The organism is Streptomyces sp. NRRL F-6492, assembly GCF_001280125.1.
GTDB lineage: Bacteria > Actinomycetota > Actinomycetes > Streptomycetales > Streptomycetaceae > Streptomyces.
Window position 1 is genome coordinate 1 of the sequence record NZ_LGEG01000282.1, and the last position, 24,075, is coordinate 24,075.

At 75.0% G+C, this 24,075-nt stretch carries 23 protein-coding genes; 8 read left to right on the plus strand and 15 right to left on the minus strand.

What is annotated here, in order from left to right:
• Positions 1-63: 63 nt before the first annotated feature.
• Positions 64-2,253, minus strand: coding sequence for a hypothetical protein (locus tag ADL08_RS34105; RefSeq protein WP_053650040.1), 2,190 nt, complete (start codon positions 2,251-2,253; stop codon positions 64-66).
• Between the two features lie 30 nt (positions 2,254-2,283).
• Positions 2,284-3,126: a tyrosine-protein phosphatase gene (locus ADL08_RS34110; RefSeq protein WP_053650041.1), complete on the minus strand. Its 843-nt coding sequence runs from the start codon at positions 3,124-3,126 to the stop codon at positions 2,284-2,286.
• Between the two features lie 129 nt (positions 3,127-3,255).
• Between ADL08_RS34110 and ADL08_RS34115 the strand changes: the two genes are divergently transcribed.
• Complete coding sequence (locus tag ADL08_RS34115) at positions 3,256-3,660, plus strand: hypothetical protein (protein ID WP_078968532.1); 405 nt, start codon at positions 3,256-3,258, stop codon at positions 3,658-3,660.
• Positions 3,661-3,731: 71 nt separating this feature from the next.
• Here the strand turns inward: ADL08_RS34115 and ADL08_RS34120 are convergent, their stop codons facing one another.
• Positions 3,732-4,733: an NAD-dependent epimerase/dehydratase family protein gene (locus tag ADL08_RS34120; protein ID WP_078968531.1), complete on the minus strand. Its 1,002-nt coding sequence runs from the start codon at positions 4,731-4,733 to the stop codon at positions 3,732-3,734.
• A 232-nt stretch (positions 4,734-4,965) separates the two neighbouring features.
• Between ADL08_RS34120 and ADL08_RS34125 the strand changes: the two genes are divergently transcribed.
• Together ADL08_RS34125 and ADL08_RS34130 are read left to right on the plus strand one after the other, a co-directional pair.
• Entirely contained in the window at positions 4,966-5,559 is a 594-nt protein-coding gene (locus ADL08_RS34125; RefSeq protein ID WP_234352368.1) for a hypothetical protein, read from the plus strand.
• Positions 5,560-5,619: 60 nt separating this feature from the next.
• Complete coding sequence (locus ADL08_RS34130; RefSeq protein ID WP_053650049.1) at positions 5,620-7,056, plus strand: PepSY-associated TM helix domain-containing protein; 1,437 nt, start codon at positions 5,620-5,622, stop codon at positions 7,054-7,056.
• A gap of 18 nt (positions 7,057-7,074) precedes the next feature.
• Here ADL08_RS34130 and ADL08_RS34135 read toward each other — a convergent pair whose 3' ends face one another.
• The 4 genes from ADL08_RS34135 to ADL08_RS34150 form a co-directional block, all read right to left on the minus strand.
• Positions 7,075-7,629, minus strand: a complete 555-nt coding sequence (locus ADL08_RS34135; protein ID WP_053650051.1) for a winged helix-turn-helix domain-containing protein — start codon at positions 7,627-7,629, stop codon at positions 7,075-7,077.
• A 352-nt stretch (positions 7,630-7,981) separates the two neighbouring features.
• Complete coding sequence (gene glnII / locus ADL08_RS34140) at positions 7,982-9,013, minus strand: glutamine synthetase (RefSeq protein WP_053650052.1); 1,032 nt, start codon at positions 9,011-9,013, stop codon at positions 7,982-7,984.
• 211 nt (positions 9,014-9,224) lie between these two features.
• The gene (locus ADL08_RS34145; RefSeq protein WP_053650054.1) at positions 9,225-10,388 is read right to left on the minus strand and encodes an ARPP-2 domain-containing protein; all 1,164 of its coding nucleotides are present in this window, start codon (positions 10,386-10,388) and stop codon (positions 9,225-9,227) included.
• Positions 10,385-11,779, minus strand: coding sequence for a hypothetical protein (locus tag ADL08_RS34150; RefSeq protein ID WP_234352369.1), 1,395 nt, complete (start codon positions 11,777-11,779; stop codon positions 10,385-10,387). The genes ADL08_RS34145 and ADL08_RS34150 overlap by 4 nt, the downstream gene beginning before the upstream one ends.
• Positions 11,780-11,978: 199 nt before the next feature.
• Here ADL08_RS34150 and ADL08_RS34155 point away from each other — a divergent pair, with 199 nt between their 5' ends.
• Positions 11,979-12,884, plus strand: a complete 906-nt coding sequence (locus ADL08_RS34155; protein WP_053650059.1) for a Gfo/Idh/MocA family protein — start codon at positions 11,979-11,981, stop codon at positions 12,882-12,884.
• A gap of 14 nt (positions 12,885-12,898) precedes the next feature.
• Here the strand turns inward: ADL08_RS34155 and ADL08_RS34160 are convergent, their stop codons facing one another.
• Positions 12,899-13,261, minus strand: coding sequence for an arsenate reductase family protein (locus ADL08_RS34160; protein ID WP_053650079.1), 363 nt, complete (start codon positions 13,259-13,261; stop codon positions 12,899-12,901).
• A gap of 149 nt (positions 13,262-13,410) precedes the next feature.
• On the opposite strand from ADL08_RS34160, the gene ADL08_RS34165 reads away from it, so the two are divergent.
• Entirely contained in the window at positions 13,411-13,686 is a 276-nt protein-coding gene (locus ADL08_RS34165; protein ID WP_053650061.1) for a hypothetical protein, read from the plus strand.
• A 74-nt stretch (positions 13,687-13,760) separates the two neighbouring features.
• Here the strand turns inward: ADL08_RS34165 and glnA are convergent, their stop codons facing one another.
• Positions 13,761-15,185, minus strand: a complete 1,425-nt coding sequence (gene glnA / locus ADL08_RS34170) for a type I glutamate--ammonia ligase (protein ID WP_053650063.1) — start codon at positions 15,183-15,185, stop codon at positions 13,761-13,763.
• Positions 15,186-15,441: 256 nt separating this feature from the next.
• Here glnA and ADL08_RS34175 point away from each other — a divergent pair, with 256 nt between their 5' ends.
• Positions 15,442-15,909 carry an RDD family protein gene (locus ADL08_RS34175; protein WP_053650065.1) on the plus strand — a complete coding sequence of 156 codons (468 nt, stop codon included), beginning with the start codon at positions 15,442-15,444 and terminating at the stop codon, positions 15,907-15,909.
• Between the two features lie 72 nt (positions 15,910-15,981).
• On the opposite strand, the gene ADL08_RS34180 is transcribed toward ADL08_RS34175, so the two are convergent.
• The 4 genes from ADL08_RS34180 to lipB form a co-directional block, all read right to left on the minus strand.
• Positions 15,982-16,686, minus strand: coding sequence for a DUF4191 domain-containing protein (locus tag ADL08_RS34180; protein WP_053650067.1), 705 nt, complete (start codon positions 16,684-16,686; stop codon positions 15,982-15,984).
• A gap of 10 nt (positions 16,687-16,696) precedes the next feature.
• On the minus strand, positions 16,697-16,912 hold the full coding sequence (locus ADL08_RS34185) for a hypothetical protein (RefSeq protein ID WP_053650069.1): 216 nt from the start codon (positions 16,910-16,912) through the stop codon (positions 16,697-16,699).
• 310 nt (positions 16,913-17,222) lie between these two features.
• Entirely contained in the window at positions 17,223-18,179 is a 957-nt protein-coding gene (lipA, locus tag ADL08_RS34190) for a lipoyl synthase (protein WP_053650071.1), read from the minus strand.
• A gap of 122 nt (positions 18,180-18,301) precedes the next feature.
• Entirely contained in the window at positions 18,302-19,099 is a 798-nt protein-coding gene (lipB, locus tag ADL08_RS34195) for a lipoyl(octanoyl) transferase LipB (protein ID WP_053650081.1), read from the minus strand.
• Positions 19,100-19,399: 300 nt separating this feature from the next.
• Here lipB and ADL08_RS34200 point away from each other — a divergent pair, with 300 nt between their 5' ends.
• Complete coding sequence (locus tag ADL08_RS34200) at positions 19,400-20,869, plus strand: hypothetical protein (RefSeq protein WP_053650073.1); 1,470 nt, start codon at positions 19,400-19,402, stop codon at positions 20,867-20,869.
• A 16-nt stretch (positions 20,870-20,885) separates the two neighbouring features.
• Here ADL08_RS34200 and ADL08_RS34205 read toward each other — a convergent pair whose 3' ends face one another.
• Together ADL08_RS34205 and ADL08_RS34210 are read right to left on the minus strand one after the other, a co-directional pair.
• The gene (locus ADL08_RS34205; RefSeq protein ID WP_053650083.1) at positions 20,886-22,202 is read right to left on the minus strand and encodes an FAD-dependent oxidoreductase; all 1,317 of its coding nucleotides are present in this window, start codon (positions 22,200-22,202) and stop codon (positions 20,886-20,888) included.
• A 375-nt stretch (positions 22,203-22,577) separates the two neighbouring features.
• On the minus strand, positions 22,578-23,489 hold the full coding sequence (locus ADL08_RS34210; RefSeq protein WP_053650075.1) for a TIGR01777 family oxidoreductase: 912 nt from the start codon (positions 23,487-23,489) through the stop codon (positions 22,578-22,580).
• A gap of 47 nt (positions 23,490-23,536) precedes the next feature.
• Between ADL08_RS34210 and ADL08_RS34215 the strand changes: the two genes are divergently transcribed.
• On the plus strand, positions 23,537-24,064 hold the full coding sequence (locus tag ADL08_RS34215) for a GNAT family N-acetyltransferase (RefSeq protein ID WP_053650077.1): 528 nt from the start codon (positions 23,537-23,539) through the stop codon (positions 24,062-24,064).
• Positions 24,065-24,075 lie beyond the last annotated feature (11 nt).

Sequence of the window (24,075 nt, forward strand, 5' to 3'; positions counted from 1 at the left end):
GAGCTCCGGCGGGGGAGCTCCGACGGAGGAGGGCCCGGGTGCGGGCCCGGCCCCCGTGCCCCCTCACCGCAGCGCGCTCCTCCGCGTCCCGTCCCGCAGGGTGCCGTCCAGGTCCGCCGCGGCCCCCGCGGGCGCCCGCACGGCGAGGACCGGGCCGTCCGAGCGGCCCGTCACCCCGCCCGAGACCTCCAGGGACGCGAAGTCGGGGGAGCCCGCCGCCAGGACGTACCGGCCGCCGCCCGGCGCCTGCCACAGGACGCCCGCCAGGACCCGCGGATCGCGCACCCCGCAGGCCGGCGAGCCCTCGGAGCGGGCCGCGAGCGCCGCCGGCACCTCCGGCGACGGGACCAGGAACTGGGCGAGGACCCGGTCGCCCGTGCCCCGCCAGGTCTCCGCGCGCGTGCACAGCCAGGAGCCGAGCCCCGCGTCCTCCGGCAGCCGCTGCCGGGCGAACCGCCAGGCGTTCACCGACCGCACCCCGTGCGCCCGTACCGTCGTCAGCTGGCACGCCGTCCGCGCCCACGCCTCCCGCGCCTCCGGCCCGGTCGCGTCCGCCGGCGCGCCCGGCCGGCCCCACAGGAGCCGGGCGGGCGCCAGCTCGCCGAGGTCGGTGAGGAGCCGGAGGCCCGAACCGTCCCGCACCTGGAGGACGTTCCAGCGGCCGCAGCCCCTCGCCTGCGCCGGACTCGGCACCGGATCGGTCACGCCGCGCGCGTCCCGCGCCAGGACGTACGGCTCCTTCGCGGGCGCCAGCAGGTTCCGCACGGCCGTCTCCCGTACCCAGGGGGCCGTGAGGTAACGGACGTTGCCCGCCGCGCGGGACACGACGAGCGCCGTCGACCCGACCGCGTCGGCCCCGTCCGTCCGCGCGAAGTCGAGCGCGACGCCCGCCGTCCCCTCCACCGGCTCCGCGTACCGCACGGCCCGCAGCCCGTCGTGGAAGAGCACCACCCGCACCGCGTCCACCCGGCCCGCGAACAGCAGCTGCGGCGGCCCCATCGGAGGCCCGGCGGGCGTCCCCGGCGTCGCGGACGACTGCACGGCGCTCCCGGGCCGCGCCCATACGGCGAGGGCCCGCCGCAACAGCGGGGCGTCCCCGGCCAGGTCGCCGCGCGCGGGCCACACGGAGAAGTCCCGCCGGGTCGACCCCGGCCAGGCCGCCGGACCGACCCGCTTGACGGCGGCCGGATCGAGCGCGGCCTCGGCGGCGGGATTGCGCGCGTACGAGGGCGCCGCGGCCCCGTTCCGGCCCCATCCGTCCCCGGGCAGCCCGAGCAGCGCCCCGCACACCGCCAGCGCCGCGACGGCCGTGAACCCGGCCCGCGCGTGCTGCCGCCGGCGCAGCAGATCGGTCGGCCGCGCCTGGAGCGCGCAGGGGTCGAACTCGTCCGATTCGAGCAGGGCGGCACCGCTGAGCCGGCCGGGCCGGGGGACGGCGCCCCGCCCGGGACCCGCGCCGGGGCCTGCTTTCGGCTCGGCCCCCGCACCGGGGCTCGCCCCACCGGAGCCGCCCGGGTGCCCGGCCCGGCCGCCGCCGCTCCCGCCGGGTCCGGCCTGCTCGCCGACCCGCTCGGCCCGCTCGGGGCGTCCGGGCCCGGGTCCGTCCCCGCGTGCGCCACCGGCGCCGGGCGCACCGGACGGGTCCAGGTCCCCGCCGGGCCCGCCCTCCCGCGCGTCCGGCACGTCCGACGCCTCCCACGCGTCCGCCTCCGCCAGGGCCGCCGCCGGGTCCTCGACGCCCGCCGCGGCCAGGACGCGCAGGACCTCCGGGTCGCCCTGGCGCTCCAGGCCGCGGAGCACGTACGCCGCGCGGCCTGGGCCGGAGAGCCGGGAGAGCCGCTGGTCCAGGGCGAGTTCGTCGGCGCCGCCCACCCGGGGGAACAGCCGCAGCCCCCACACGTGCGGCAGCAGCGGCGGGAACTGCGCCCGGCGCGGCAGCGCCGGCCGCCGCAGCGGCAGCCCGGCGACCAGGGCCTGCCGCAGCACCTCGCCCCGTACGTACGCGTATCCGGGGTCGACCGCGTCCTCGGTCCGCCGCGGCCCCGGCACGGCGGGGCCCGGCACCCGGCGGCGCGGCAGCGAGCGCTGGACGAGCGCGTGGGCGGTCAGCACCCGGCGGTTGCGGCCGAGCGCGGGCGGCAGGACGAGATAGGCGATGCGGACGAGCCGCGGATAGCGCTCGACGAGCGCGGCCTCGGCCTGCTCGACGTCGACGGGACCCACGGGGGAGGGGTCGAGATCCTGGGTGCTCACGTTCAGCAGAACGAGCGATTCTTCCGATGGTCACCCCGGTGGCGGGGACGGCGACCGGCCCGGGGCCCCGTCAGCCCCCGCCCCCCCCGCCAGCCGCTCGCGGATCCGCTCCGTCACCTCGTCCGGCACCCCCAGCCCCTCCCGCACGTACTTCTCCATCGAACCGTGCCGCACCGCCACCTCGTCGAGCGCCGCGTCCAGGTACTCCGGGAGCACCCCGATCAGGTCGAGCGCCAGCTGCGGGTCGCCGCCCTGGGCCGTGAACCCCTCGATCATCGGCGCGAACGCCTGCCGCACCGCCGGATTGACCGACAGGTACTCCTCCCGCACCGTCTCCTCGTCCGCCCCGAGCAGCGACAGGACGACCGCCGCCGCCCACCCCGTCCTGTCCTTGCCCGCCGTGCAGTGGAAGAGCAGCGGCCCGGCGTCCGGCGCGCCCAGCTCCGCGAGGAGGGCGGCGTAGGAGGCGCGGGCGGAGTCGGCGGAGACGAAGGCCCGGTAGGTACGGGCGAAGGCCTCCCGCATCCGGCCCCCGCCCAGGTGCTCCTCGGCCAGGGCCGGCTGGGAGAGCAGCGTCTTCAGGCGTGCCGCCGGCGGAAGCCCGCTGGTGGCCAGCCAGTCGGCGAGCACGTCCGCGACGAGCGGCCGCGCGCCGGCCGGCAGCCGGTCGGGCCGCTCCCCGCGCTCGGCGTCCGTGCGGAAGTCCACGACCGTGCGGATCCCCAGGCCCGCCACGGCGGGATCGTCGGGGTCGAGCCGGTCGAGCTGCGCGGAACGGAACACGAGCCCCGGGCGGACCGCGCGCCCGCCGGCGAGCGGCAGGCCCCCGAGGTCACGGAGGTTGGCGACGGAGACGGCGGGAATGGCGGCCATGACGTCGGTTCCTCCGGTTCGTGCCCTTCGCGCCCTTCCGGGCCCTTCCCGTCGACCGTAAGGGATCGCTCCGGTACGGGCAGGTCCTGGCGGCCCCCCCGGGTCACCGAGAGCTGTTTGAATGCTCGGGTGATCGACGTACTGACGGCCCTGGCGGCCGGCGCCCTGGTGACCTGGCTGATCCGCCGCAAGGTGCGGCAGCGCGCGGAGGACGCCGGGCGGGGCGACGAGATCGGGGTCCCCTGCATGCTGCGGCACCCCGCGCGCGAAGGCCGCTGGCTGCGGGGGCGGATGCTGATCGGCCCCGCCGGGATGACCTGGGAGGCCGGCAGCAGGGCCGGGGCGGCGGTGTCGCTCCCGGCGGAGCTGCGGCGGGTCGGCCTGCGCGTCCCCTCGCTGCGCGAGGCGATCACCATCAACGGCGGCTCCCGCATCGTCGAGTGCGCCTCCCCGGAGGGGACCGTCCTCATCGCCGTCATGCCGTACGAGGTGGAGCACGTCCTCAAGGCCCTGGACGCACCGCGGGCGGAGTAGGACACGACGCGGCCGGGGCCTCCCCGCACGGGAGGCCCCCCACCCCGCCGCCCCCGGGCCCTCCTCCGGACTCACCCCCCGGCCGGCGCCGCCAGGACCTTCGCCTCCCGTTCCGGGGAGAGGCCGACCCCCGGGCGGTCCGGCCGCTGGGGCGCGGTCCCGCCGAGGGACTCCAGCCACGCCCAGGTGTCCGCGACCGTCTCCGCCACCGGCCGGCAGCGCAGCCCGGCCGCGACCGCGCGGGACACGTCGGCGGTGTGCATCGCGTCGTACGCCTCGCCCGGCGGCAGCCACACGGGCAGCTCCGACCACGGCTCGACCCCCGCCGCGAGCAGCTCCTCCGGCGCGGTCCAGCGCAGCTCGGCGCTCGAACCGGTGGCCCGGACACAGGCGTCGAGGAACCCGCCCATCGTGGTGTGCCCGGACGGCGAGACGAGGTTGTACGGCCCCGAGAGCCCGCCCGCCACCGCGTCCAGCGTCCACGCGGCCAGGTCGCGCACGTCCACGTACTGGATCGGCGCCGTCTTTGGCCCGGGGGCCAGGACCGGGCCGCCGCGCGCGATCCGGTTCAGCCACCAGGGCAGCCGGCCCACGTTCTCGTACGGCCCGAGGATCAGGCCCGCGCGGACGGACAGCGTCCGGCCGGCGCCGAAGGCGGCCTCGGCGGCCAGCTCGCCGCCGCGCTTGGCCTCCGCGTACGGCACGTCCCCGTCGTCCGGCGACCCCTCCACCAGCGGGCCGTCCTCCGCGAGCCCGGCCGCCGGGGGCCAGGCGTACACGGAACGGCTCGACACGTACGCGTACCGCCCGGCCCGGTCCGCGAGCAGCCGGGCCGCGTCCCGCACCGCCGAGGGGGCCGCCGACCAGGTGTCCACGACCGCGTCCCAGGAACCGCCGGCGAGGGCGGCGAGCCCCTCCGGACCGGTGGTGCGGTCCCCCGTCAGGGACCGGGCCCCCGCCGGGGCGGCGTGCCGGCCCCGGTGGAAGACCGTCACCTCCCAGCCCCGTTCGAGCGCGTCCTCGACGATCGCGCGGCCCACGAACTCCGTACCTCCGAGCATCAGCAGTCTCATGGTCCGAGACTGCCCGCGCCGCCCGGAACGGGGCAGGCGTTTCCGCTCCCGGAGGATTCCGCCGGGAGCGGAAACGGGGAGGGGCCCGGACATCGGGAGGGGGGCTGTCCAGCCAGGTGGCGTGATGGCACCATGGCGGGCGATGACGGATGCCCGGTCGCCCCTGCGCGCCCTGCGAGCCGCGCTCTTCGCGGCGGTGTGCGTCGCTTTGGCGGCCGTGGGGCATTCGTCCATGTCTGCGCACCGGCTCCCGGCCACGGCCCTGCTCGGCGCGTTCGCCGTGACGGCCGCCGTCGCCTGGGCCGCGGCCGGCCGCCGCCGGGGCGCGCCCGCGATCGCGGGCGCGCTGCTCACCCTCCAGGGCGCGCTCCACACCGCCTTCTCGACGACGGGCGCCCACGGACCGACGCCGGGCGCCCACCACGCGGCGCACGGCACGCACGGCGCCGCAGGCCCCGTGGCGGGCACGGAAGGAGCGGGCTCCGCCCTGGACCCCGCCGTGGCCCAGCTCGTGGACTCCGCCACGGCCTCCGGCCCCGGCATGCTCGCCGTCCACCTCCTCGCCGCGCTCCTCTGCGGCCTCTGGCTGGCCCACGGCGAGGCCGCGTTCTTCACGCTCGCCCGCGCCGCCCTCGCGCACGCCTTCACCCCGCTGCGCCTGCTGCGCGCGCTCGTCCGCGTCCCCGACGCCCCGCGCGGCCCGGTCCGCCGGACGCGGCGGACCGCCCACCGGCCGCACACCGTCGTCCTCGCCCACACCCTGTCCCGGCGCGGCCCGCCCCGACCGTCCACACCCCGCGCCACGGCCCTCGGAGCACACGTCTGACCCGGGGGCCGCTTCCCCCTGTCTGCACCGAGAGACACCGAGACCCCAGGACGGTCACCCATGACGATCGACGATCCCGCACGCCCCGAAACCCCCGCTCAGGAACCGCCCTCACCGCCCCGCAAGCCCACCGCCTGGAGCGGCCTGCGCCCCCTCGTCCTCCGGCTCCACTTCTACGCGGGCGTCCTCGTCGCCCCGTTCCTCCTCGTCGCCGCCCTCAGCGGCCTGCTCTACGCGCTCTCCTACCAGGCCGAGAAGGTGGTCTACGCGCACGAGCTGGAGGTGCCCGTCGGGGACACCGTCCTGCCGCTCTCCCGGCAGGTGGACATCGCCCGCGGGGCCAACCCGGACGGCACCGTCACCGCCGTCTGGCCCGGCGCCGAACCCGGCGCGACGACCCGGGTCCTGATGGCCGACCCCGACGCCCCCGAGGGCACCTCGCTCGCCGTCTTCGTCGACCCGTACACCGGGGAGGTCCGCGGACAGCTGCCCAGCTACGGCAGCTCCGGCGCCCTGCCGCTGCGCACCTGGATCGACGGCCTCCACCGCGACCTGCACCTGGGCGAGTTCGGCCGCAACTACAGCGAACTCGCCGCGAGCTGGCTGTGGGTGATAGCCCTCGGCGGCCTGCTGCTCTGGCTCGGCCGGCGCCGGAAGAACCGCCGCGCCCTGTTCGTGCCGGAGGGCGGTCCGGCCTCCCGCCGCCGCACCCTCTCCTGGCACGGCTCGGTCGGCCTGTGGGCGGCGGCCGGTCTCGTCCTGCTCTCCGCGACGGGCCTGACCTGGTCGCGGTACGCGGGCGAGAACATCGGCGCCGTCCAGGACGGTCTGGGCGGCGCGACCCCCGTGCTCACCGCGACGGTCGGCGGCGCGCCCACCGGCTCCGACGGCCACGAGGGCCACGGCGGCGGCCACTCCGGCACCGCCGAACCCGCCCCCCGGGGCCCGGACGTGGGCCTGGACGGGGCCGTCGAGGCGGCCCGCGCCGCCGGCGTCGACAGCCCGCGGATCTCGGTGGTCCTGCCCGCCGACGGCAAGGGGTACGTGGTCAAGGAGACCGACACCCAGTTCCCGCTCGAACTCGACTCGGTGGCCGTCGACCCGGCCGACGGCACGGTCGTCGACCGGCTCGCCTTCGCGGACTACCCGCTGCTGGCGAAGCTCACCCGGATCGGCATCGACGCCCACATGGGCGTCTTCCTGGGCCTGTTCAACCAGCTGCTGCTCGCGGCCCTCGCCCTCGCGCTCGTCCTGCTGATCCTCTGGGGCTACCGGATGTGGTGGCTGCGCCGCCCGGGCCGGCCGGCGGCGCGCGGGGCCTGGCGGAAGGTCCCGGCCACCCTGCTGCTCCCGCTCGCGGCGGCCACGGCGCTCGTCGCCTGGTTCGTCCCGCTGCTCGGGATCAGCCTCCTGCTGTTCCTGGCCGTCGACCTCGCCCTCGCCCTCACCGCGAGGGCGAGGACGAGGGCGAGGACGACAGGAGACGGAACGGCCTGATCGGGCCGGACGCCCGGATCAGGGCGTGTACTTGTAGCCGACCCGCCGCACGGTCTGGATCGTGTGGCGGTGCTCGGCGCCCAGCTTGCGGCGCAGCCGGGCCACGTGCACGTCGACCGTGCGCCCGTCGCCGACGTGTCCGTACCCCCACACCGTCGTGACCAACTGGTCGCGGGTGTGCACCCGGTGGGGGTGTGCCACCAGGTGGGCGAGGAGCTCGAACTCCAGGTACGTGAGGTCCAGCGGCTCCCCGTCCACGACGGCGATCCGCTGGACGTCGTCGATGGTCACCGGCCCCCGCTCCTCGGCCGCGACGGGCGCGGTCACGGGGGAGGGGACGGCCACGGGCAGGTGCGGCTGCTGGTCGGCGGGGACCAGGACGAGGTACCCGACCATCGGCGGGCGCCCCGGCAGCACGGGCAGCGCGTGCTGCGGCGCGGGCAGCAGGGTGGCACCGGGCGGCAGGAAGTCCGCCACCTGGGAGAAGTCGACGACCTCGTTCGGATCGACGGCACGCAGTCGGTGCCGGCCGGGACGGACGGCCGTGAGGGAGGCGCTCTGGGTGTGGGCCATGGCAGGTCAGCTCTTTCGCGCGGAGAAACGGACGGACAGGCGTCGTACGTCGTGCGCGTCGGCCGAAGGCCGGGGATCGGACAGGGCCGATCGGGGCTTTAGAGGGCCGACGCGTTCCTCGCGCGGCAACACACCCGGTCGAAGTCGTGATGCTGCCGGGAAGGCCAGAACGGCTCGAGGTCGTGACGACCCGTCGCGGTGTCGTTCTGCAAGTTGGCCATATCCCTATTGAACCAGAAGGGAAACACCAGGACGACCCCCGTACCCGCCAAAGCTGGTGTCATCCATCCCACATGACGGAAGGGGCGCCCACCGTACGAAACGGTGGGCGCCCCTCCGGAAGACGCGCGGATCAGACCTGGCCGGCCTTCGCCAGGGCCTCGCAGCAGGTGTCCACCAGGAGGCGGGTCACCACGTACGGGTCCACGTTGGCGTTCGGGCGGCGGTCCTCGATGTAGCCCTTGCGGTCCTGCTCGACCTGCCACGGGATGCGGACCGAGGCGCCGCGGTCCGAGACGCCGTAGGAGTACTTGTCCCACGGGGCGGTCTCGTGCAGGCCCGTCAGGCGGTCGTCGATGCCGGCGCCGTAGTTCTTGACGTGGTCGAGCGGCTTCGAGCCCTCGCCGAGGGACTCGGCGGCGGTGATGATCGCGTCGTAGCCCTCGCGCATCGCCTTCGTGGAGAAGTTGGTGTGCGCGCCCGCGCCGTTCCAGTCGCCCTTCACCGGCTTCGGGTCCAGCGTCGCCGAGATGTCGAAGTCCTCGGCCGTGCGGTACAGCAGCCAGCGGGCGATCCACAGCTGGTCGGAGACCTCGAGCGGCGCCAGCGGGCCGACCTGGAACTCCCACTGGCCGGGCATGACCTCGGCGTTGATGCCGGAGATGCCGAGACCGGCCGCCAGGCAGTTCTCCAGGTGCGCCTCGACGACGTCGCGGCCGAAGATCTCGTCCGCGCCGACGCCGCAGTAGTAACCGCCCTGCGCGGCCGGGAAGCCGGCCTCGGGGAAGCCCAGCGGGCGCGAGCCCTTGAAGAAGGTGTACTCCTGCTCGATGCCGAAGATCGGCTCCTGCGCGGCGTACGTCGCGGCGACCTCGGCGAGCGCGGCGCGCGTGTTGGACGAGTGCGGCGTCATGTCCGTGTTGAGGACCTCGCACAGGACCAGGATGTCGTCGCCGCCGCGGATCGGGTCCGGGCAGACGAAGACCGGCTTGAGGACGCGGTCCGAGGCGTGGCCCTCGGCCTGGTTCGTGCTGGAACCGTCGAAGCCCCAGATCGGCAGCTCGTCGAGCGCCGGGACCCCACCGACGATGATCTTCGTCTTGGAACGAAGCTTCGCGGTCGGCTCGGTGCCGTCGATCCAGATGTACTCAGCCTTGAAGGTCACGGGGCTCATCCTTAGGGCGCGTGGCGTGCTGCTGGGGTTTCCCCCGGCGCCCGGAGGCGGCGGGAGGGGCTGCCCGCGGCGGCTCGCGGCGCTGCGAGAAGCTGCGGTCTCCGCGCGCTCCGGCCGGGGCCGGACCGTACGGTTGCTTTCGGACCGCAGCTTCGCAACACGCGGTTTCCCGTCGGTTGCCCGTTTGTGAACCCCGTGTTACTCAGCCCTCCCGCGCCTCCTTCGCCCTCCGCGCGACGACGTGGGCGTCCAGGAGCCCGCCCAGGCCCGCCGCCCCGATCCGCCGCACCAGCTCGGGATACGTGGTGCCCAGGGCCCGGGCGGTCCGCCCGAGGTGCCAGTCGTGGTCCGCGAGCCGGTGCAGCAGATACCCCTTCCTGACCTGCTTCTCCGAGAGCCGGAAGGTCTTCAGGTACGCCGTCCGCCCCTTGTGGTCGGTGATCAGCTCCCCGATGTGCTGCTCCCGCCCGTCCCGCCGGAACGGCGGCAGGAACCGGTACAGGTCGAACGTCCCCGCCCGGTACACCCGCTCGAAGGAGTACGGCGTCTCCAGCAGGTCCCGCGCCATCAGCCCCTCGTGCGCCGCCGCCCAGGCCCGCTCCTGCCCGAGCGCCGCCGCCCGCAGGTCCGCGAGCGTGCGGATCCCGCCGGCCCCGTCCCGGATCCGCGCCGTGAACTCCGGCACCGGGGCGCCGTAGTGCGCGTACTGGTGGACGAGCTCCCCGTACAGGTCCTCGACCAGCGTCGGGTGCAGCACCCGGTAGTCCTCCGGGTGCGGCACGACGAAGGCCGCGGCCAGGGCGTCCGCCACGTACAGCAGCAGCCCGCACTGGCCCGGGTGCAGCTCGAAGACCCGCAGCGCCTCCCCGAGCCCCGGCACGCCCCACCCGGCGTACGCCGCCTCGGCCCGCGGCGGGAGCCCGCGCCGCAGCGCCTCCCGGGACCAGTCGTCCCAGACCACCGACGGCCCGCCGAAGTGCAGCGCGAGAAAGCCCTCCAGGGCGAGGTGCAGCGGCAGGAACCGCAGCCGCCGCTCGCCCCGCCGGCGCTTGGCCGGCCGGTGGACGCGGCGCACGGGCACGCACGGGGGCGCCTCCTCGTCCCGGCCGCCGAGCAGCGTCCCGTACGCGGCGGACTCGCCGGCCTGCCGGGCGCCGGACCAGTCGGCGACGAGGCCGTGCGGGACGTACGAGGTGCACGACGTCCGGCCGCCGAGCTCCACCGAGGCCCGCCCGGACCCCTCGTACGCCTCCCGGCGCAGCCGGAGCCCGGCCACCGGCTCGGCCCGCACGAGCGGCACGAGCCGCACCCCGCCCCACACCTGCGCGGGCCGGACGTCGAGCCCGCCCAGATCGATCCGGGTCACCCTCCGGCCCCCTTCAGGAACGACTCCACCCGCCGGTCCAGATAGGCCCGCAGCTCCGCGAACCCCGTCCGCCCCTCCGCGAACTGGGCGATCTCTACCAGGGCCGCCAGGTCCTCCGCGTCCCGGACGCCGGCGGTCGGCACCCCGGGCGCGAGCCGGCGCACGTCGAAGCCCCCGGCGTCGTATACGGGGTTGAGGTGCACGACGCTCGTCCGCCGCTCCGGATCGAGCCGCGTCCGCCACACCCGCAGCACCTCGCCCGCGAGCCCCGGCGGGGCGTTGTCCCAGCCGTCCGAGACGATCACGAGCCGCTCGGGCCCGGTCTCCAGGGCGTCCAGGACCCGCAGGCCGAGCGGGGTCGGCCCGTACGGCCGGACGAGCAGCGGATCGTCCCCGCCCGAGGTCCACAGCGGGCGGTACGAGCCCGGCGCCGCGAGGGCCTCCAGGAGGAAGTGGCAGCCCAGGGCCACGGCCAGCGGACGGCGCCGCTTCACCGCCGAACCGGAGGACGAGAAGCTGTCGTCCAGCACGGCCGCCACCCGCCCCCAGCTCCCGGCGTACGGCCCGGCGGCGCGCCGGGCGGCGGCCCGCAGCGCCCCGGTCAGCTCGCCCCGCCGCGCGACCCGCTCTCCGAACGGCAGGGAGAGGACGTACACCGCGAGCCGCGTGAGGGGCATGGCGGACAGGTTCCCCGCCGCCCCCGACGCCCGCTCGGTCCTGAGCCGTTCGAGCCGGGTCATCCGGGGCGCGATCCGCTCCAGGAACAGCGCGCGGGGCACCCCGTGCTTCGCCGCGAACCCCTCGGCCACGGTGAACGGCAGTTCGTACAGCGCGCCCTGCTCGTAGTGCGCCCGGCGGTGGGCGTCGAGCAGCGGGCTCCCGTAGCGGACGCGGCGCCGGGGCGCGAAGAGGAAGTCGCCCGTCTCCGGGTCCGCCGCCGGTCCGTGGACGTGCCGGAGGGCGGTCCTCAGACCGGCCCGGTACTTCACGGCGTCGAGCGCCGGATCGGGCCGGGCCGCGAGCCACTCGCGCACGATCGCGCGCGTGCGCCGGTTGTTGACCCCGGCGGCGCGCAGCGCCCGGAACAGCCGGTAGACCCGCTGCGGCGGCAGCACGGCGAGCCGCGCGGCGATCAGCCGCCCCTCGCCCGGCTCCGCCTCCGCCGGGGTGCGCAGCAGGTGCTCGACGACGAGGGCCGCGTTGTGGTCGTTGATGTCGAGCGCGAGCGCGGCGGCGTACACGGGCCGGTAGTTGATCCGCACGTACGCGTGGAGGAAGGCGAGCGAGAGCCGCTGCTCGCCGGCGGAGGAGCGGAACTCGCGCTGCCCGGTGGCGGTGACGGCGGCGTTGACGAAGAGGAGGACGTCCTCGGCGGCGACGAGCTCGGACACGGACCTTCCCCTCCTGAGGGCCGGCCGGGGAATGAGGGCGCGAACAGCGAAGACGTTGCTTCATAGGCAGGTTCCGGAAGTCGCACCGGAGTCCCGCGGCCGGCGGGGGAAACGCTAACCCGGACGGGAAGGGCGGGGCCAGGGGATTTCGGACCCACCACCACCGTCGCGCGGCGGGACCACCCGGCAGACTGTGACCATGGCGAAGCAGCTCGGGGCGAGGCCCCGCATCGGACTCCTCGGCACCGGCCCCTGGGCCGGCCACACCCACGCGCCCGCCCTCGCCGGGCACCCGGACGTCGAGTTCGGCGGCGTGTGGGGACGGCGCCCGGAGGCGGCGGAGGCACTGGCCGCCGCGTCGGGCACGCGCGCGTACCAGGACGTGGACGCCCTCTTCGCGGCGAGCGACGCGGTGGCCCTCGCCCTCCCGCCGGACGTCCAGGCCCCGCTGGCGGTACGGGCCGCGGCCGCGGGCTGTCACGTCCTCCTGGACAAGCCGGTCGCCACGACGGTGGCCGGGGCCCGCGAGGTGGCCGACGCCGTCGAGGCGGCGGGCGTCGCCTCGGTGGTCTTCTGCACCCTCCGCTTCGCGGAGCCGACGGCCTCCTGGATCGAGGAGCAGGCGGCGGCGGACGGCTGGTTCCTGGGCGAGGCGCACTGGCTGGGCTCGCTGTACGGCTCCGGCTCCACCAGCGAGTACGCGGCCTCGCCCTGGCGGCGCGAGAAGGGCGGCCTGTGGGACGTGGGCCCGCACGTCCTCTCGGTCTACCTGCCGGTCCTCGGCGACGTCACGGAGATCACGGCCGCGCCGGGCCCCGGCGACACCCACCACCTGGTCCTGCGCCACGCGTCGGGCGCGAGCAGCACCGCCACCCTCACCCTGAGCGCCCCGCCGGAGGCGGCGGAGGCGGCCCTCGCCCTGTACGGCACGAAGGGCCGCGCCGAGATGCCCCGCTGGAACGGCGCGGTGGACGCCTTCGGGGCGGCCGTGGACGCCCTGCTCGCGTCGGCCCGCACGGGCACCCCCCACCCCTGCGACGCCCGCTTCGGCCTGCGCCTCACGGAGATCCTGACGGAGGCGGAGGCGCTGACGGCGAGGCGCTGAGAGCCCGGCCCGCCTCAGCGGCGGGACAGCGCGTCCCGCACGGCCTCCTCGGACCGCCCCACGACGGCCGTGCCGTCCTCGGCGGTGATGATCGGCCGCTGGATGAGCTCCGGGTGCGCGGCGAGGGCCTCGATCCACCGGTCGCGGCCCTCCGCGTCCCGGGGCCACTCCGCCGCCCCGAGCTCCTTCGCCACGGCCTCCCGGGTCCGGACGATGTCCCACGGTTCGAGTCCGAGCCGCCCGAGCACCTCCCGGATCTCGTCGGGCGAGGGCACGTCCTCCAGATAGCGCCGGACGGTGTACTCGGCCCCTTCGGCGTCGAGGAGCGCGAGGGCGCCGCGACACTTGGAACAGGCGGGATTGATCCAGATCTCCATGGCGCCCACGCTACCCCCGGAACTTCCCTCCGGGCCCCCGAAAACCGGTCCTGGCCAGGGACGATTGTCAGTGCGGACCGGTAAAATAAGGGGTGAAGGTGAGGGTCCCGGGGAGGGCCCGCACCCCACCGTTCGCCAGGAGGTAGCCCATGGCTCTCGCCGTGATCCGGACGCCGTCCCTCGAACCCTGGAAGCCGCTCCAGAGGCAGCCGCTCCCGGCGGGCCGGCCCCGCGAGTGGTACGTCACGCACAACCGGCGCCTGAAGGCCATGCGCCTCGCGATCGCCCTCCTCGACGCCGGCGTCTACGTCCCGTCGAAGGCCACGAACGCGACGATCAGCACCACGGCCGAACAGCTCGGCATCCACCCGCCCTCGGACACCACCTGCCGCATGGTCCGCGCCCTGATCCGCTACGGGCGCTGACGGGGGCCGCACGCACGGCGAGGGCCGCCGCCCGGAACCCTCCGGGCGGCGGCCCTCACTCCCGGCCCTACGGCTTAGAGGTCGAAGTACAGCTCGAACTCGTGCGGGTGCGGGCGCAGCTGGATCGGGGCGATCTCGTTCGTGCGCTTGTAGTCGATCCAGGTCTCGATCAGGTCCGAGGTGAAGACGCCGCCGGCCTGGAGGTACTCGTTGTCCTCCTCCAGGGCGGAGAGGACGGCCTCCAGGTTGGTCGGGACCTGGGGGACGTTGGCGTGCTCCTCCGGAGCCAGCTCGTAGAGGTCCTTGTCGATCGGCTCCAGCGGCTCGATCTTGTTCTTGATGCCGTCGAGGCCCGCGAGGAGCAGCGCCGAGAAGGCGAGGTACGGGTTCGAGGACGGGTCCGGCGCGCGGAACTCGACGCGCTTGGCCTTCGGGTTCGCGCCCGTGATCGGGATGCGCATGGCGGCGGAGCGGTTGCGCTGCGAGTACACCATGTTGACCGGGGCCTCGAAGCCCGGGACCAGGCGGTGGTACGAGTTCACCGTCGGGTTGGTGAAGGCGAGCAGCGACGGGGCGTGCTTGAGGATGCCGCCGATGTAGTAGCGGGCGGTGTCCGAGAGGCCCGCGTAGCCCGTCTCGTCGTAGAACAGCGGGTCGCCGTTGGCCCACAGCGACTGGTGGACGTGCATGCCCGAGCCGTTGTCGCCGAAGATCGGCTTCGGCATGAAGGTCGCGGTCTTGCCGTTGCGCCAGGCGACGTTCTTCACGATGTACTTGAAGAGCATCAGGTCGTCGGCCGCGGCGAGCAGCGTGTTGAACTTGTAGTTGATCTCGGCCTGGCCGGCGGTGCCGACCTCGTGGTGCTGGCGCTCGACCTGGAGGCCGACGTTCTCCAGCTCCAGGGAGATCTCGGAGCGCAGGTCGGCGAAGTGGTCGACCGGCGGGGCCGGGAAGTAGCCGCCCTTGTAGCGGACCTTGTAGCCGCGGTTGTTCTCCTCCGCGCCGGTGTTCCAGGCGCCGGCCTCGGAGTCGATGTGGTAGAAGCCCTGGTTGGCCGAGGTCTCGAAGCGCACCGAGTCGAAGACGTAGAACTCCGCCTCGGGGCCGAAGAACGCGGTGTCGGCGATGCCGGTGGAGGCGAGGTACGCCTCCGCCTTCTTCGCGATGTTCCGCGGGTCGCGGCTGTACTGCTCGCCCGTGATCGGGTCGTGGATGAAGAAGTTGATGTTCAGCGTCTTGTCGCGGCGGAAGGGGTCCAAACGGGCCGTCGACAGGTCGGCGCGCAGCGCCATGTCGGACTCGTGGATCGCCTGGAAGCCGCGGATCGACGAGCCGTCGAAGGCGAGCTCCTCCGCCGGGTCGAAGGCGGATGCAGGGATCGTGAAGTGCTGCATCACACCCGGAAGGTCGCAGAACCGGACGTCGACCATCTTGACGTCGTTGTCCTTGATGAACTTCTGGGCCTCTTCGGCGTTCTGGAACCCGTTCGTCTGGGACATCCCACTCCTCCTACTCCCGGCCCGGGGAGGGGCGGGGTTGCAGCTCGTTCGTGCGGCCAGTGCGGTGGCACACGCTGGACCCGACCATAGGCAGACGGGATTTCTCAAGCATGACCCAATTGTTTCGTCGAAGTTAACCGGGCTGGGTGCCGGTCGCGCTCCGGGCATGCCTCGGTTCCCGCCCCTCGGGGGCCACCGGACCTCCATCCGCTACCCGGGCCGAAGAGATCGAAAACGGGCACAGTACCGTGGTCGGGTGGACAACAGGCAAGCACTCGGATCTTGGCTCTCCGGCCCCCGCGCGGCGGCCGAGGACGCAGGCGTCGACTTCGGCTACCGCGGTCAGCAGCTGGGGCTCCCCGAGGAGGGGCCCGGTTCGATCGCCCGCCCCGGCCGGCGCCTCGGCGCCCTCGCCGTCGACTGGGCCCTCTGCATGCTGATCGCATACGGCCTGGTCACCGACGGCTACGACCAGGCCACCGGCAACTGGGCCCTCGGCATCCTGCTCGTCCTGAGCGTCCTGACGGTCGGCACCGTCGGCTCCACGCCCGGCAAGCGGCTCTTCGGCCTGCGGGTCGTCTCCGTGCGCGGCGGCCGCCTCGGCCTCCTCCGCGTGGCGCTCCGCTCCGTCCTCGTCTGCCTGGCGATCCCGGCCCTGATCTGGGACCGCGACGGCCGCGGCCTCCACGACCGCCTCGCCGGCGCGGTCCAGGTCCGCGTCTGAACCTCGTGGGAACGCGAGAGGGGCTCCGGACCGTGCGGTCCGGAGCCCCTCTCGCGTGTTCGGTCGGGCGCGTCAGCGCATCTTTCCGCCGCGCGGCATCCGCATGCCCTTCGGCATCGGGCCCTTCGGCAGCGGCATGTTGCTCATCAGGTCGCCCATCGCGCGCAGCCGGTCGTTGGCCACGGTCACCTGCGGGCCGGTGAGCACCCGGGGCAGCTTGAGCATGGTGGTGCGGACCTTCTTCAGCGGCACCTGGCCCTCGCCGTCGCCGACGATGATGTCGTGCACCGGCACGTCCACCACGACGCGGTTCATGCGCTTCTTCTCCGCCGCCAGGAGCGTCTTGACCCGGTTCGGGTTGCCCTCGGCCACCAGGACGATGCCGGCGCGGCCGACCGCCCGGTGCACGACGTCCTGGGTGCGGTTCATCGCGACCGCGGGGGTCGTCGTCCAGCCGCGTCCGACGTTCTGCAGCACCGCCGCCGCCGCGCCCGGCTGGCCCTCCATCTGCCCGAAGGCCGCGCGCTCGGCGCGCCGTCCGAAGACGACGGCCGCCGCCAGGAGGCCCAGGACGAAGCCCAGGATGCCCAGGTAGACCGGATGACCGATGAGGAAGCCGATCGCGAGGAGGACACCGAGTACGCCGATGCCCACGCCCGCGACGACGAGACCGACCTTCGGGTCGGCCTTCCGGGTCATCTTGTACGTGAGGGCGATCTGCTTCAGTCGCCCTGGGTTGGCAGCGTCGCCGCTGCTCGTGTTTGCCTTCCTCGCCATGCCCTGAAGTTTACGTGGCCCGGGAAGCGCGGCCCGACGCGACCTCCATCACGTGCTGGGCCTCGACCCGGTCCTTGGCGCGGCGCCGGTCCTCCAGGACGGAGTTCCAGGCGTTGCGCCGGGCGGTGCGCTGTCCCGAGCCCAGGAGCAGCGACTCCACGGCCCTCAGGGCGTCGGTGACGGACGGGATCGCGGTGACGCGGACGTGCGTCGATGCGGCCGGCATGGCGGGGTCCTCCCTCGATTGCGGGTGAGACGAGGTGGGGGTGTGAGCGGCGGTGGCGGTGAGTGGTACCAGGCTCACAGATCGGTGTTACCAGGGCGTGACCCGGCGGTCAAACACTGGTGAAACGTCGGTGCGGCCGGTCGGCCCAGTGGGCGAACGGCGGCGCGGCCCGTATGCCCCCGCTGAGCTGCGGGGTCGTACGGGCCGCGCCGGATCCGGCCACTACCGGCCGGTAACTACTTGTGCCCGGATTCACACGGGGTTCGCGCACCGGATCGCGTACGGACGCGAGCACCGGCTCGCGCACGGCTCACGCGGTCTGCGCGGCCGCCCGCTTCTCCATCGCCTGCTGGTAGAGGCGCCCGGCGCGGTACGAGGAGCGGACCAGCGGGCCCGACATCACGCCCGAGAAGCCGATCTCGTCGGCCTCCTCCTTCAGCTCCACGAACTCCTGCGGCTTCACCCAGCGCTCCACCGGGTGGTGGCGGACCGAGGGGCGCAGGTACTGCGTGATCGTGATGAGCTCGCAGCCCGCGTCGTGCAGCTGCTGGAGCGCCTCGCTGATCTCCTCGCGGGTCTCGCCCATGCCGAGGATCAGGTTGGACTTCGTGATCAGACCGTAGTCACGCGCCCGCGTGATGACGTCCAGGGAGCGCTCGTACCGGAAGCCGGGGCGGATGCGCTTGAAGATGCGCGGCACCGTCTCCACGTTGTGCGCGAAGACCTCGGGGCGGGAGTCGAAGACCTGCTCCAGGAGCTCCGGCACCGCGTTGAAGTCGGGGGCGAGCAGCTCGACCTTCGTGCGGCCGGTCTCGCGGCCCGCCGTCTGCTGGTGGATCTGGCGCACGGTCTCCGCGTACAGCCAGGCGCCGCCGTCCTCCAGGTCGTCGCGCGCGACGCCGGTGATCGTGGCGTAGTTCAGGTCCATCGTGACGACCGACTCGCCCACGCGGCGCGGCTCGTCGCGGTCGAGGGCCTCGGGCTTGCCCGTGTCGATCTGGCAGAAGTCGCAGCGCCGGGTGCACTGGTCGCCGCCGATGAGGAAGGTCGCCTCGCGGTCCTCCCAGCACTCGAAGATGTTGGGACAGCCCGCCTCCTGGCAGACCGTGTGCAGGCCCTCGCTCTTCACGAGGCCCTGCATCTTCGTGTATTCGGGCCCCATCTTCGCCCGGGTCTTGATCCACTCGGGCTTGCGCTCGATGGGGGTCTGGGCGTTCCGGACCTCCAGGCGCAGCATCTTGCGTCCGTCGGGTGCGACTGCGGACACATCGGCTCCTGTAGCTTCGATTCTTCGGCGTACACCAGGGTACGCCCGTGGCTTCCATGCCTGCCTACGTCCGGCCAACCTCTGGCCAGCGCCCCGCATTCCTCACGGGGCGGAGGCCGGGGTCAGGCGGACGCGGGCTCCACGGCCCGCGGCTTGAGCTCCGCGTGCTCCAGGACCTCCCGCAGGTGCCCCTCGATCACCGGCAGCACCTCCTCGACGGTGACGTCCCGGCCCAGCTCGTTGGCGAAGGAGGTGACGCCCGCGTCGCGAATGCCGCACGGGATGATCCGGTCGAACCAGGCGTTGTCCGGGTTCACGTTGAGCGCGAAGCCGTGCATCGTGACGCCCTTGGCGACCCGGATGCCGATCGCCGCCAGCTTCCGGTCCTCGCGGCGCTGGCCCGCGTTGGAGGGCGCGTACTCCGGCCCGTTCAGGCGCGGGTCGAACTCCTCGTCGGTCAGCCGGGGGTCGAAGTCGAGCGAGAGCCCGCCGAGCGAAGGACGCTGCTCCACCGGGTCCCCGAGGACCCACACCCCGCTGCGCCCCTCGATCCGCGTCGTCTCCAGGCCGAAGTCCGCGGCCGTGCGGATCAGGGCCTCCTCCAGCCGGCGCACGTGCGCGACGACGTCCACCGGGCGGGGCAGCTTCATGATCGGATAGCCGACCAGCTGGCCGGGGCCGTGCCAGGTGATCTTCCCGCCGCGGTCCACGTCCACCACCGGCGTCCCGTCCAGCGGGCGCTCGCTCTCCGCGGTGCGTCGGCCGGCCGTGTAGACCGGCGGGTGCTCCAGGAGCAGACAGGTGTCGTCGATCTCGTCGGCGAACCGCGCGGCGTGCACCTCGCGCTGCTTGTCCCAGGCCACCCGGTAGTCGACGGCTTCCTCGCCGAAGCCGAGACGGACGAATCGCAGCTCACTCACGGCCATGCCTCCTCCTGTGCCGGGAGTCCGGGGACCGGGGATCATCCCGGGCCGGCTCGGCACCATGCGTCATTCGCGCCCATGCCACTGTACGGCGGTGCCGGGACCGCCCCTCCGGCGGGCGGACGGACGAGGGGCCGTCGGGAGTCCCACGTCAGCGATCCCGTCAATCCTCACACGATCGGATGAATGTGGGGCGAAGGTGGCGGTACGGACCGCGGAGACCGCTAAATTCACGCCGTTCCAGGAGGGTCCGAAGGGGTGCCGCCCGGGCCCCGAAAACAGGAGACCGCACAGCTGATGACGGAACGACCCCCGCAGCGCATCCCGAACAATCGGCTCGCCGCGCTCATCGCCGAAGCAGGGTTCTCCCACGCGGGCCTCGCCAGACGGGTGGACCAGCTGGGCCTGGAACACGGCCTCGACCTGCGGTACGACAAGACCTCCGTGACCCGCTGGCTCCGCGGCCAGCAGCCGCGCGGCACCACCCCCGCCCTCATCGCCGAGGTCTTCACCCGCCGCCTGGGCCGCCGGCTCTCCGCCCAGGACCTCGGCCTCGACGCCTGCGCGCCCGTCTACGCGGGCCTGGAGTTCGCCGCCACCCCCGAGGAGGCGGTCGACATCGTCAGCGGCCTGTGGCGCAAGGACTCCGGCAGCCACGCCGAACTCCGCAAGATCGCCTTCACCCCGGCGGGCCTGGTCGTCCCCAGCCGGGACTGGCTGATCGGCCGCGCCGACGAGCGGGTGGCGCGCGGCGAGCCCGCCCCCTCCCGCGCCTCCGCCGGGGCGCCCCCGCACGACCCCCGGGTCCCGCCCCAGGGCCGCTTCTCCGTGCCCCGCCAGCGCGGTACGGACCGGGGGCCCGGGCAGCGCGTCTCCAGCGGCGACATCGCCGCCCTCCGCTCGGTCGGCGAGCTCTTCCGCACCCTCGACCACGCCTACGGCGGCGGCCACGCCCGCCAGGCCCTCGTCCGCTACCTGGAGCACGAGGCCGAGCCGATGCTGCGCGGCACGTACGGCGAGTCCACCGGCCGCCGCCTCTTCGCCGCGGCCGCCGACCTCACCCGGCTCGCGGGCTGGACCTCGTACGACATCGCCGCCCACGGCCTCGCCCAGCGCTACTTCGTCCAGGCGCTGCGCCTCGCGCAGGCGGCCGGGGACCGGGCGTACGGCTCGTACGTGCTCCTCACCATGAGCTGCCAGGCCGTCTACCTCGGCCACGGGCGGGAGGCCGTGCAGCTCGCCCGGGTCGCCCAGCAGGGCGTCGGGCCCGCCGCGCCGCCCGTCGTCCAGGCGATGCTGCACGCGGTCGAGGCGCGCGGCCACGCCGTCCTGGGGGAGGCGCGCGCGTGCAGCGCCTCCCTCGTCCGGGCCGAACGGGCCCTGGAGGCGGCCCGGCCCGGCGACGAGGTGCCCTACTGGGCCCGCACGTTCGACGAGGCGCAGCTCGCCGACGAGCTCGGGCACTGCCACCGCGACCTCCAGCAGTACCGCACCGCCGCCCAGTACGCCGAACGCGCCCTCCAGCTCCGCGCCCCCGGCTTCGCCCGCAGCCGTCTCTTCTGCCGGGTCGTCCTCGCCACCTCCCGGCTCGCCCTCGGCGAACTGGAGCAGGCCTGCGCGCTCGGCGCCGAGGCCGCGCAGCAGGCCTCCGAGATGCGCTCGGCCCGCGCCGCCGAGTACGTGCGCGACTTCGAGCGCCGTCTGGAGCCCTACCGCGACGCGGCGGCGGCCCGCACCTACCGCGACCGGGTGGCGGCGATCGGCTGACCGGGCCCTGCGCGACTCAGGCCGCCTCCGCCCACGGCGGCTCCGCCGGGAGCCGTACGCCCAGGTCCGTCAGGAGCGCGCGGGCCGCGCGCCGGCCCGAGACGAGGGCGCCCTGCGGGGTGCTCGCGGCGCGGTGGTCGCCGCAGACGTAGAGGCCCGCGAGCAGCCGGACCGGCCGGTTCCCGTCGTGCGGGGGCGGCATCGCCGGGACCGCGTCCCGGGTGTGCCGGAGCGCCAGCAGCTCCCACTCGTCGGTCGACGTGCCGTACAGCGTGGCGAGGTGCTTGCGGACCCGCCGCTCCGTGTCGTCCGGCGGCGTCCCCAGCACCGTCGAGGTGATCAGGGTCCGGCCCGCCGGGGCGCGGACCGGGTCGACCGCGCTCATCACGGCGGTGTGGGCCACGGGCCCGCCCGGGTCCGACTCCAGGAGCAGCACCGGGTCGCCGGTGGGCGCGACCGGCGCCGTGTGGTGCAGGACCGTCACGGAGTGGAACGCGGGCGTCCGCAGCCCCGGCAGCAGCTCCGCCGCCGTGCGCGCCCCCGTGGCGAGGACCACCGAGCGGCAGCGGAACACCCCGTGCTCCGCCGTCGTGACCCGGGAGACGGACGCCTCCGTGACCCGCACGCCGGTGCGGACCGTGCCCGGCGGCAGCGCGGCCGCGAGCAGCCGCGGGAGCGCCGCCGAGCCGCCCTCCGGCACGGCGAGCCGCCCCCGGGCGAAGGCGCGCAGCGCCAGGTCCGCCCGCCTGCTCGACGTGCCGAGGTCCGGGTCGGCCAGGAGCGCCGCGAGCAGCGGCCGCAGCACCCCCTGGACCGTTCGGGCGGGCAGCCGGGAGTTCAGGGCCTCGCGCGCGGTCCGCTCGGGCCGGGCCAGGATCCGCTGCGCCGGGGTCGCGGCGAGCCGGACGAGGGACGCGCCGAGCCGCGCCTGGTCCAGCGAGGCCGCCGGATGCCGGGGGGCGCTCGCGAGGGCGCGCGCCACGCTGAACGCTCCCCCCACGCTCCGGCCGCCCGTCGCCCGGGGCACTCCGGCCGACCGGCGCGGGTGCGGGGCGCCCCAGCGCGCGTACCGGCCGTCGCTGTGCACGAGGACCCCCGGCGCGAAGGACCGCAGGGCGAGGGCGTCGAGCCCCGGCAGGACCCGCAGCTCCTCGTGCGAAGGGGTGAGCAGCGGGCCCACCCGGTCGAGCAGGAAGCCGTCGACGGACGCGGTCGCCATCCGGCCCCCGATCCACGGCTCCGCCTCCAGGACGGCGACGGAGAGCCCGGCGCGGGTCAGCCGGTGGGCGGCCGCGAGCCCCGCCGCCCCCGCGCCCACGACGACGACGTCCACGGTCCCGCCGGCTCCGCCGGTGTCGCTCGTGCTGTCCGTGCTGCTCGTGCTGTCCGTGCTGCTCGTGCTGTCCGTGCTGCTCGTGCTGTTCGTGCTGTTCGTGGTGCCTGTGCTGACGGTGCTGATGGTGCTTCCCGTGCTGCTGACGGTGTTGTCTGCGCTGCTGAGCACGTGCCCCTCCCCAGGTCGGCGCGGCCGGTGGGAGGCCTATGCCCCCAACGAGCCTCCGGAATGCCGGAGTTCACGGTCCGCGTCGAGCCTAGGCAGCGCTCCCACGGGTGCCAGGAGCGCGCACCGGGGTGCGCGCGGCACGGGGGAGCACGGAAGGGGCCGGAGGGGGCGGCCGGGGAGGGGGCCGGGGGAGGGGAGGGCGCGTCAGCGGGCCGCGGCCCGGATCGCCTCGTCGATCGTCGGGAACGCGAAGTCGAAGCCGGTCTCCAACAGCCGCCCCGGCAGCACCCGCTGACTTCCCAGCACGTCCTCGGCGAAGTCCCCGAGGGCGATCCGCAGGGCCGGCGCCGGGACCGTGAGGAGGGTCGGCCGGCGCAGCACCCGGCCCATCGCCTCCGTCACCTCGCGGTTGGTGACCGGGTCGGGGGCCGTCAGGTTCACCGGACCCGACAGGGACGGCGTGTCGACCACGTGGCGCAGGGCGGCCACCTCGTCGTGCAGGGAGATGAAGGACCAGTACTGGCGCCCGTCGCCCATCCGCCCGCCGAGCCCGGCGCGGAAGAGCGGGAAGAGCCGCCCCCACGCCCCGCCCTCGCGGGCCACCACCAGGCCGGTGCGGGCGTACGCGACCCGGATGCCGGCCTCCTCGGCGGGGGCCGCGGCGGCCTCCCACTCGACGCACACCGAGGGCAGGAAGCCCGTGCCCGCCGGAGCGCCCTCGTCGACCGCGCGGCTGCCGGTGTCCCCGTACCAGCCGAGCGCCGTGCCGCACACCAGGACCTCCGGCGGCTCCGCGAGCGAGGCGAGCGCGCGGGCGACCGCCGTCGTGCCGAGCACCCGGCTGTCCCGGATCTCCTTCTTGTACGCCTCGTTCCAGCGGCGCTCGCCGACCCCGGCGCCCGCCAGGTGCACGACGGCGTCCACGCCGACGAGCCCGGCGGCGTCCACGTGCAGCCGCCGGGGGTCCCACTCGACCTCGTCGGCGGTACGGGCCGGGCGGCGGACGAGACGGAGGACGTCGTGGCCGTCGGCGCGCAGGGAGCGGACCAGGGCCGAGCCGATGAGCCCGGAGGCGCCGGTGACGGCGACACGCTTGCGGGAGGCGGAACGCTGCATGGGGCCATCCTGCCCCCTTCCGGCCGGGGCATGGCACAGTGACCTCCATGACCGTGCCGGAGACGCGGATACGTACCGCCGAACGTGACGACGACGCCGGGCTCGGCGCCCTCGACCGGGCCGCCTGGTCCACCCTCCACGCGGTGGTGCCCGCGCCCGTCCCGCCGTACGGCCCCTTCTTCGACGAGCGCCACCCGCCCGGGGACCACCTGGTGGCGGTGCGCGGGGGCGTCCTCGTCGGCTACGTCCGGGTCGCGCAGCCCATCCCGCTCGCCTCCCACGCGCACGTGCTCCAGATCCAGGGCCTCGTGGTCACCGGACCCGCCCGGGGGAAGGGCGTCGCCCGGGCACTGCTGCGGGCCGCCGCGGAACGGGCGCGGGAGCGCGGCGCCACCCGGCTCACCCTGCGGGTCCTCGGGCACAACGCCCCGGCCCGCGCGCTCTACGCCTCCGAGGGCTTCGCGGTGGAGGGCGTACTGCCGGGGGAGTTCCTGCTCGACGGGGAGTACGTGGACGACGTGTGCATGGGCCGGTCGCTGCCGGCCCGAGGAGGCTCCGCCCCACCCGCCCCGTAACCCTGCTCGCC

Bases quoted from the DNA above. Each gene is read 5' to 3' on its own strand.
- ADL08_RS34110 (WP_053650041.1), bottom strand. From the start codon at position 3,126: ATGGCCGCCATTCCCGCCGTCTCCGTCGCCAACCTCCGTGACCTCGGG.
- ADL08_RS34120 (WP_078968531.1), bottom strand. From the start codon at position 4,733: ATGAGACTGCTGATGCTCGGAGGTACGGAGTTCGTGGGCCGCGCGATC.
- ADL08_RS34125 (WP_234352368.1), top strand. From the start codon at position 4,966: ATGTCTGCGCACCGGCTCCCGGCCACGGCCCTGCTCGGCGCGTTCGCC.
- ADL08_RS34130 (WP_053650049.1), top strand. From the start codon at position 5,620: ATGACGATCGACGATCCCGCACGCCCCGAAACCCCCGCTCAGGAACCG.
- ADL08_RS34135 (WP_053650051.1), bottom strand. From the start codon at position 7,629: ATGGCCCACACCCAGAGCGCCTCCCTCACGGCCGTCCGTCCCGGCCGG.
- ADL08_RS34155 (WP_053650059.1), top strand. From the start codon at position 11,979: ATGGCGAAGCAGCTCGGGGCGAGGCCCCGCATCGGACTCCTCGGCACC.
- ADL08_RS34160 (WP_053650079.1), bottom strand. From the start codon at position 13,261: ATGGAGATCTGGATCAATCCCGCCTGTTCCAAGTGTCGCGGCGCCCTC.
- ADL08_RS34165 (WP_053650061.1), top strand. From the start codon at position 13,411: ATGGCTCTCGCCGTGATCCGGACGCCGTCCCTCGAACCCTGGAAGCCG.
- glnA (WP_053650063.1), bottom strand. From the start codon at position 15,185: ATGTCCCAGACGAACGGGTTCCAGAACGCCGAAGAGGCCCAGAAGTTC.
- ADL08_RS34180 (WP_053650067.1), bottom strand. From the start codon at position 16,686: ATGGCGAGGAAGGCAAACACGAGCAGCGGCGACGCTGCCAACCCAGGG.
- ADL08_RS34185 (WP_053650069.1), bottom strand. From the start codon at position 16,912: ATGCCGGCCGCATCGACGCACGTCCGCGTCACCGCGATCCCGTCCGTC.
- ADL08_RS34200 (WP_053650073.1), top strand. From the start codon at position 19,400: ATGACGGAACGACCCCCGCAGCGCATCCCGAACAATCGGCTCGCCGCG.
- ADL08_RS34210 (WP_053650075.1), bottom strand. From the start codon at position 23,489: ATGCAGCGTTCCGCCTCCCGCAAGCGTGTCGCCGTCACCGGCGCCTCC.
- ADL08_RS34215 (WP_053650077.1), top strand. From the start codon at position 23,537: ATGACCGTGCCGGAGACGCGGATACGTACCGCCGAACGTGACGACGAC.